This window comes from Streptomyces niphimycinicus, from assembly GCF_018883605.1.
Classification (GTDB): domain Bacteria; phylum Actinomycetota; class Actinomycetes; order Streptomycetales; family Streptomycetaceae; genus Streptomyces; species Streptomyces niphimycinicus.
Window position 1 is genome coordinate 1 of the sequence record NZ_JAHLEM010000910.1, and the last position, 6,249, is coordinate 6,249.

Consider the following 6,249-nt stretch of genomic DNA (forward strand, 5'->3'; position numbering starts at 1 on the left):
CTCGCCGAGATCGGTGACGACCGCACCCGCTTCGCCGACGCCCGTGCACTGAAGGCATACTCCGGGTCCGCGCCGGTCACCCGCGCCTCCGGCAAGAAGCGCTACGTCGGACGCCGCTACATCAAGAACAACCGCCTCATCGCCGCCGGCTTCCTCTGGGTACTCTCCGCCATGCGGGTTTCGCCCGGAGCCAACGCCCACTACAAGCACCGACGCGAGCGTGGGGACTGGCACGCCGGGGCCCAGCGGCACCTGTTCAACCGGATGATCGGACAGCTCTACCACTGCCTGCAGAGCCGACAGCTCTTCGACGAGCAACACGCGTTCACCTCCGGTCCTTCAGCGGCTCTGGCCACGGCGGCTTGACTTGTTACGCACGCGAGATGTCTCTCGTGAAGCTGCCGCTTCGCAAGATGACCGGGCGGCAGGGAGATGGGGACCTGACGTCGGGAGCGAAGGAACGGCGAAGGGTGATTCACGTGTGGGTGCGCCGAAGCGGGGGGCGGGGGCTGCGGTGTGCGGGGGGTGTTGGCCCGGGATGGGGGTGGCCCGGGGTGGGGTGGAGCGGTGGCGCAGTGTTCCCCGGGGTACGGGGGTGTGCCGCGGCGTCGGGGGCGCGGTCCGGAAGGGGTCCGGGCGGCGGGGCGGGCCGGTGCCGTACGGGGTGGGGCACGGGGCCGGGAAGGTGCTGAGTCCGTGGCGGGTCCGGTGGCCACCCGGTGTCCCCGGCCGCGGCCGCGGCGAACCGTGCCGCCGGCGACCGGGGACGGCGGGAGGTGTCCGGGAGCCGCGGCCGGTCAGGCTCCGCCCGGTTCATCCTCGCCTGCGCAGGGGGTCGGTGTCACCATTGGATGGTCTTCGTTTCCAGGTATTCGGCGAGGCCGTGCGCGCCCAGTTCCCGGCCGATCCCGGACTGCTTGTAGCCGCCGGTCGGGGCGAGGACGTTGAACGTGCCGTCGTTCACGGTGATCAGCCCGGCGCGGATGCGGCGGGCGAAGTGTTCGGCGCGGAGCGGATCGGCGCACCACACCGCTCCGGCCAGGCCGTAGATCGAGTCGTTGGCGATCCGGGCGGCCTCCTCCTCGTCCCGGTAGGGCAGCAGGCACACGACCGGCCCGAAGATCTCCTCCTGGGCGATGGTCATATCGGGTGTGACGTCGGCGAACACGGTGGGCAGCACCCAGTGGCCGGAGGCCAGGCCCTCGGGCCGCCGGTCCGCGGGCGCCTCGCCACCGGTCACCAGCCGGGCGCCCTCGGCCGTCCCCTGGGCGATATGCGCGAGCACGCTGTCGTACTGCGCGGCGGTGGCGATCGGGCCGAGGTGGTCCCCGGGTCCGGCCGGATCCCCCAGCGGCCAGCGTCCGGCCTCCTCGGCGGCGAGCGCCACCGCCCGTTCGTACACCGCCTCCGGCAGCAGGACCCGGGTGCAGGCCGTACACGTCTGGCCCGAGTTGTAGAAGGCGTCGGCGAGGGCCGTGGCGATGGCGCGGTCCAGGTCCTTGACGGTGGAGCCGTCGGGCTCATCGGTGAGGATCACCCGGGCGGACTTTCCGCCGAGCTCCAGCCCCACGCGTTTGACGGTCTCGGCGGCGGTGCGCGCCACGGCGCGTCCCGCGCCGGTGGAGCCGGTGAAGGAGACGGCGTCGACACCGGGGTGGCCGGCGAGTGCCGCACCGGCCACCGATCCGGCGCCGGTGATCAGGTTGAACACCCCCGCGGGTGCTCCGGTCTCCGCGCACGCCCGCTCGAAGACGGTGGCGAGCAGGAAGGCGCTCAAGGGGGCTTCGCAGCTCGGCTTGAGGACGACGGTGCAGCCGGCGGCGAGCGCGGCGGCCACTTTGGCCGCGATGAGGTAGAGCGGGTAGTTCCACGGGGTGATGGCGGCGACGACCCCCACCGGTTCCCGGACGACCTGGGAGGAGGCGATGCGCTCCTGCCACTGGAAGTCGGCGAGGACGGTGAGGTAGGAGTCGAAGACCTCGGCCGCGAGGCGGGTCTGCGCCTCCAGGGCGTTGTCCCGCGGGGCGCCCATCTCCGCGGTGATGACCGCGGCGAACTCCGCCTCGCGCTCCCTGATACCGGTGGCCACCGCGGCGAGCAGCGCCTGACGGGTCGAGACGCCGGAGGCGGCCCAGGCCGGGAAGGCGGCACGGGCCGCCGCCACCGCGGCGTCCACATCGGCCTCCGTGGCCTGTGGCACCCGGCCGATGGCGCGTCCGGTGGCCGGATCGGTGACCACCGCGTGTGCGTCCCCGGAGCCCTCCAGCGGAGCCTGCCACGTACCGCCGATCCAGAACTCCCAGCGGTCCGGGTCCAGTTGGCCTGTCAGGGGATATGAGACCGGATTACCCATGGTCGTGCTCCTCGGGCGCGGACTGGGGTTTCGGTGAGAGGGACGGCGCGGGCTCAGAAGGAATGCCACGCGCTTGACTGGCTTCGAACCGTAGGACGCTACTGACTGGAGAGTCAACAGGCGTCACCGAAATTACTGACTGCCGGATCAATACCGCTCCTCCTGGCGGGCTCCGCCACGGGCGGAGCCGGTCGTTCGCGGCGGGGCCACCGGCCGACGCGCAGCGCGCCGGTGGCCCTGCCGTGGCCGTACCGGGGGCGGGGCCTACGGACGGCCGGTTGTCATGGCGCGCCATCAGCGGCCGAGGACGGCCATGGCCGCGTTGTGTCCCGGCACCCCGCTGACCCCGCCGCCACGGGCCGCTCCCGCCCCGCACAACAGGACGTTCGCGTGACCGGTCTCCACTCCCCAGCGGCCCGCACCGGGCTCGGCGTAGGGGAAGTCCAGATCACCGTGGAAGATGTTGCCGCCGGGCAGCCGCAGATCCTCCTCCAGGTCCAGTGGTGTCCTGGCCTCGACGCAGGGCCTGCCCTCGGCGTCGGTGGCCAGGCAGTCGGCGAGCGGTTCGGCCAGGTGGGCGTCCAACTGGGCCAGGGTGGCCTTCAGCAGCGACTGGCGGGCGCCCTCGTTGTCCTCGGCGAACAGCCGGGCGGGGGCGTGCAGACCGAACAGGGTCAGGCTGTGCCAGCCTTGTTCCACGAGCCCGGGGCCCAGGATCGAGGGATCGGTGAGCGAGTGGCAGTAGATCTCCGAGGGGGGCGTGGTGGGCAGGCTCCCGGATACGGCCTGCTGGTACGCCTCCTCGAGCTGGGTGTAGCCCTCGGCGATATGGAAGGTCCCGGCGAACGCGGTACGCGGGTCCACGGAGGTGTCCCGCAGCCGGGGCAGCCGCCGCAGCACCATGTTGATCTTGAGCTGGGCGCCTTCGGCCGGCGTGGGTGGCTGCTCGCCCAGCAGCTCGGCCAGGGCCTTGGGCGAGGCGCCCACCAGTACGTGGTCCGCGTCGACCACGAGCTCGCGGTCACCGGGCAGCCCGTCGCCGTCCACCGGGCGGAAGGTCACCTCCGCGCGGCTGCCGTCGGTGGCCACCCGCGTGGCCTCACAGCCGGTGACCAGCTCGGCTCCGGCCGCGCGGGCGGCGTCCGCCAGCGCGTCGGTGAGCGCGCCCATGCCGCCCACGGGCACGTCCCAGTCACCCGTGCCACCACCGATCACGTGGTAGAGGAAACAGCGGTTCTGCCGCAGCGAGGGGTCATGGGCGCCGCAGAAGGTCCCGATCAGGGCGTCGGTGAGCACGACACCGCGGACCAGGTCGTCCTGGAACCGTGACTCCACGGCCTCACCGAGCGGGCGCTCGAACAGCGCCTCCCAGGCCGCGTCGTCCCCGACCCGGGCCTTGAGCTCCTCCCGGCTGGGCAGGGGCGAGGTGAGCGTGGGGAAGATCCGCTGACCGACGCGCTCGGTCAGCGCGTAGAACTCCTGCCACGCGGTGAACTCGCGGTCGGAGCCGGTGAGCCGGGTGAACGCGTCACGGGTGCGGGCGGTGTCCCGGTGCACCAGCAGCCCGGTGGCCCGTCCGTCCCGGACCGTGGGGGTGTAGGACGACACCGACCGAGAGCGCACCTGGAAGCTGAGGCCCAGGTCACGCACGATGTGCTGGGGCAGCAGGCTCACCAGGTAGGAGTAGCGCGACAGCCGCGCGTCCACACCGGCGAACGGCCGGGTGGACACCGCCGCTCCCCCGGTGTGGTCCAGGCGTTCCAGCACCAGAACGCTGCGCCCGGCGCGCGCCAGGTAGGCGGCGGCGACCAGCCCGTTGTGACCTCCGCCGACGATGACGGCGTCGTAGCGCGTCTTTCGCGGCTTGACTTCGGGAAGAGCGGACACGGTTCCCTCCAGACGGCACAGCAATCTCTTACTGATCGAGCGTTCAGTATTGGGCCACGCGGGACGGCCGCGTCAACCCCCCGTCCGCACCGCGATACCGGTATCCGCACAACGATCTTCGGGAGACGCGCGGGCGTGGGGACTGCGGGCGCCGGTACATCATCCACGCAGGTGAGAGCTTGTTCAGAGATCTTCGACTTTGTCCGACGCTCACCCCGGCGTCTTCACCTGCACAAGGACCTGACGGCATCATGATCTGTCGCGCTGCTGCGCCTGGCCTACCTCACCGCGACCAACACCCTGGCGTTCCTACGCCTCCTGCCGATGAGCGACAGAGACAAAGACATCGAGATCCTGGTGCTCCGGCACCAACTGCTGGTCCTGTAGCGTCAGGTCGGCAAGCCTGCCTTCAATGACAGTGATCGCGCTGTCCTCGCCGGCCTTCTGCACCACCTGCCCAAAGACAGACTGCGGCCCTTCTGCTGCTGGTCCGCCCCGAGACGTTCGTGCGCCGGCATCGGGAACTCCTCAGGCGGCGCCATGCCGCGACCTGCGTGTCCAAGCGACGTGGACGCCCCCTCACCATCCACTCGATCCGTACCCACGAGGCATTTTCCCTGGCCAGACGCAGGACGAGGCGGCACCCCGAACGTCGATAATGGAAACGGGCTCGCGTCTTTGGATCTCTTCGGGTAGCCCTTCGTCTCCGACCCGTTTCCCACGCTCGAGGTTCTGCGGGACTCCGCACCGGTTCACCACGACCCCGGCACGGGCCTGTGGCTGGTCAGTCGGTACGACGATGTGCGACGGGTGCTTCTGGACCCGGAGTCCTGCCTGCCGGACAGCACTCAGAAGGCGATCACACGTCTATCGGTGCCCGCCCTGCGCGCTCTCGCCAAGGCCGGGTTCGCATTGCCGCCGGCCCTCGCCAACAATGGCGGCCCCAGTCACGCGGGGCTACGACGGCTGGTGACGCGGTTCTTCACCGCGCACAAAGTGGCCGCCACAGCACCCCTGATCGAGCAGTGTGCACGGGAGCTGCTCGCCGAGGCACAAGCCGATATCGCCGCGGGTTCCGTCTGTTCGGCGCGCTGCGCGAGCATCGCCAGCCGAATGGCGCTGCGCTCGACCGGAAGACCGCGGTGGCCGTGTGCTGCTTCGTTCTGATCGCCGGCCAGTCCACGACCGCCCAACTGATCTCCACCGTGCTGCGCAGAGCGGCAGCCGACCCGGACGTCTGGTCACGGCTGGTCACGGACGACGGTTTCGGTGAAGCCTGGGTGGAGGAAGTCATACGCCGTGAGCCACCGGTCACGACCTGGCGGAGAGTGGCCACGCGGGATGTGCGGCTGTCGGGGGTCCGGATTCCCTCTGGGGGCGAGCTTCTCTTGATGCTGATGGGTACGGGTTCCGATTCCGAGGTCTTCCCCGATGCCGCGAGGCTCTGCCCGCACCGGCCGAACAGCCGACGGCATTTGTCGTTCGGCGTCGGCCAGCACCGCTGCCCGGGGGCTCTCATGGCCCGTACCGAAGCAGCCGTGGCGCTGCGCATGGCCGTGTCCCTGCTCCCGGACGTGGAGCCGGCGGAGGCGGAGCCGCCCCCCATGCTGGGCCTGCTGTCGTTTCGGGCGCCGGAGCGCGTGACGGTACGGCGCACCGCGTGTCCAGCGCGTCCCCCGGAGCGACATGCGTAACGGAGTGAACGAGAGCTCGCATACGTCGAGGCTGAGAACCTGTATTCAAGGAATAGAGGTTCTCAGCCTCGGTTCCGTTGTCGTCCCTACGAGGACATCCTCGTCCTACGACGCTACGACGACGACCGGCTCTCAGGGGAAGGGGTGTACGGGGGTCGGCCGCAGCTTCTCCAGGAGTTCGGACCGCCGCCGGTGGTAGGTGTCGACGTTGTCCAGCTTGATCTGCTCGTAGCCGCGCACCAGGTCGGGGAGTTCCGCCAGCTCCACCACGGCGTCGAGATCGGCGGCGAGATCGGCGGCGGGCCTCGCGGCGGC

At 70.8% G+C, this 6,249-nt stretch carries 6 protein-coding genes and 1 pseudogene; 4 read left to right on the forward strand and 3 right to left on the reverse strand.

From position 1 onward, the window contains the following. Window positions 1–366, forward strand: a 366-nt coding sequence (locus tag KN815_RS45240; RefSeq protein WP_216347619.1) for a transposase, incomplete at its 5' end; no start/stop codon positions are given. Between the two features lie 475 nt (window positions 367–841). On the opposite strand, the gene KN815_RS45245 is transcribed toward KN815_RS45240, so the two are convergent. Together KN815_RS45245 and KN815_RS45250 are read right to left on the reverse strand one after the other, a co-directional pair. Continuing rightward, entirely contained in the window at window positions 842–2,353 is a 1,512-nt protein-coding gene (locus tag KN815_RS45245; RefSeq protein ID WP_216347620.1) for an aldehyde dehydrogenase family protein, read from the reverse strand. Between the two features lie 294 nt (window positions 2,354–2,647). Next, complete coding sequence (locus tag KN815_RS45250) at window positions 2,648–4,240, reverse strand: phytoene desaturase family protein (protein WP_216347621.1); 1,593 nt, start codon at window positions 4,238–4,240, stop codon at window positions 2,648–2,650. A 324-nt stretch (window positions 4,241–4,564) separates the two neighbouring features. On the opposite strand from KN815_RS45250, the pseudogene KN815_RS51235 reads away from it, so the two are divergent. The 3 genes and pseudogenes from KN815_RS51235 to KN815_RS51245 all read left to right on the forward strand — a co-directional run. After that, window positions 4,565–4,842 (forward strand): annotated as a pseudogene (locus KN815_RS51235) (integrase); the annotation flags it as partial. A 208-nt stretch (window positions 4,843–5,050) separates the two neighbouring features. Then, entirely contained in the window at window positions 5,051–5,407 is a 357-nt protein-coding gene (locus KN815_RS51240) for a cytochrome P450 (protein ID WP_253209649.1), read from the forward strand. Then, complete coding sequence (locus tag KN815_RS51245) at window positions 5,389–5,934, forward strand: cytochrome P450 (RefSeq protein ID WP_253209650.1); 546 nt, start codon at window positions 5,389–5,391, stop codon at window positions 5,932–5,934. The genes KN815_RS51240 and KN815_RS51245 overlap by 19 nt, the downstream gene beginning before the upstream one ends. 132 nt (window positions 5,935–6,066) lie before the next feature. On the opposite strand, the gene KN815_RS45265 is transcribed toward KN815_RS51245, so the two are convergent. Continuing rightward, the coding region (locus tag KN815_RS45265; protein ID WP_216347623.1) for a DUF6537 domain-containing protein at window positions 6,067–6,249 on the reverse strand (183 nt) is incomplete at its 5' end.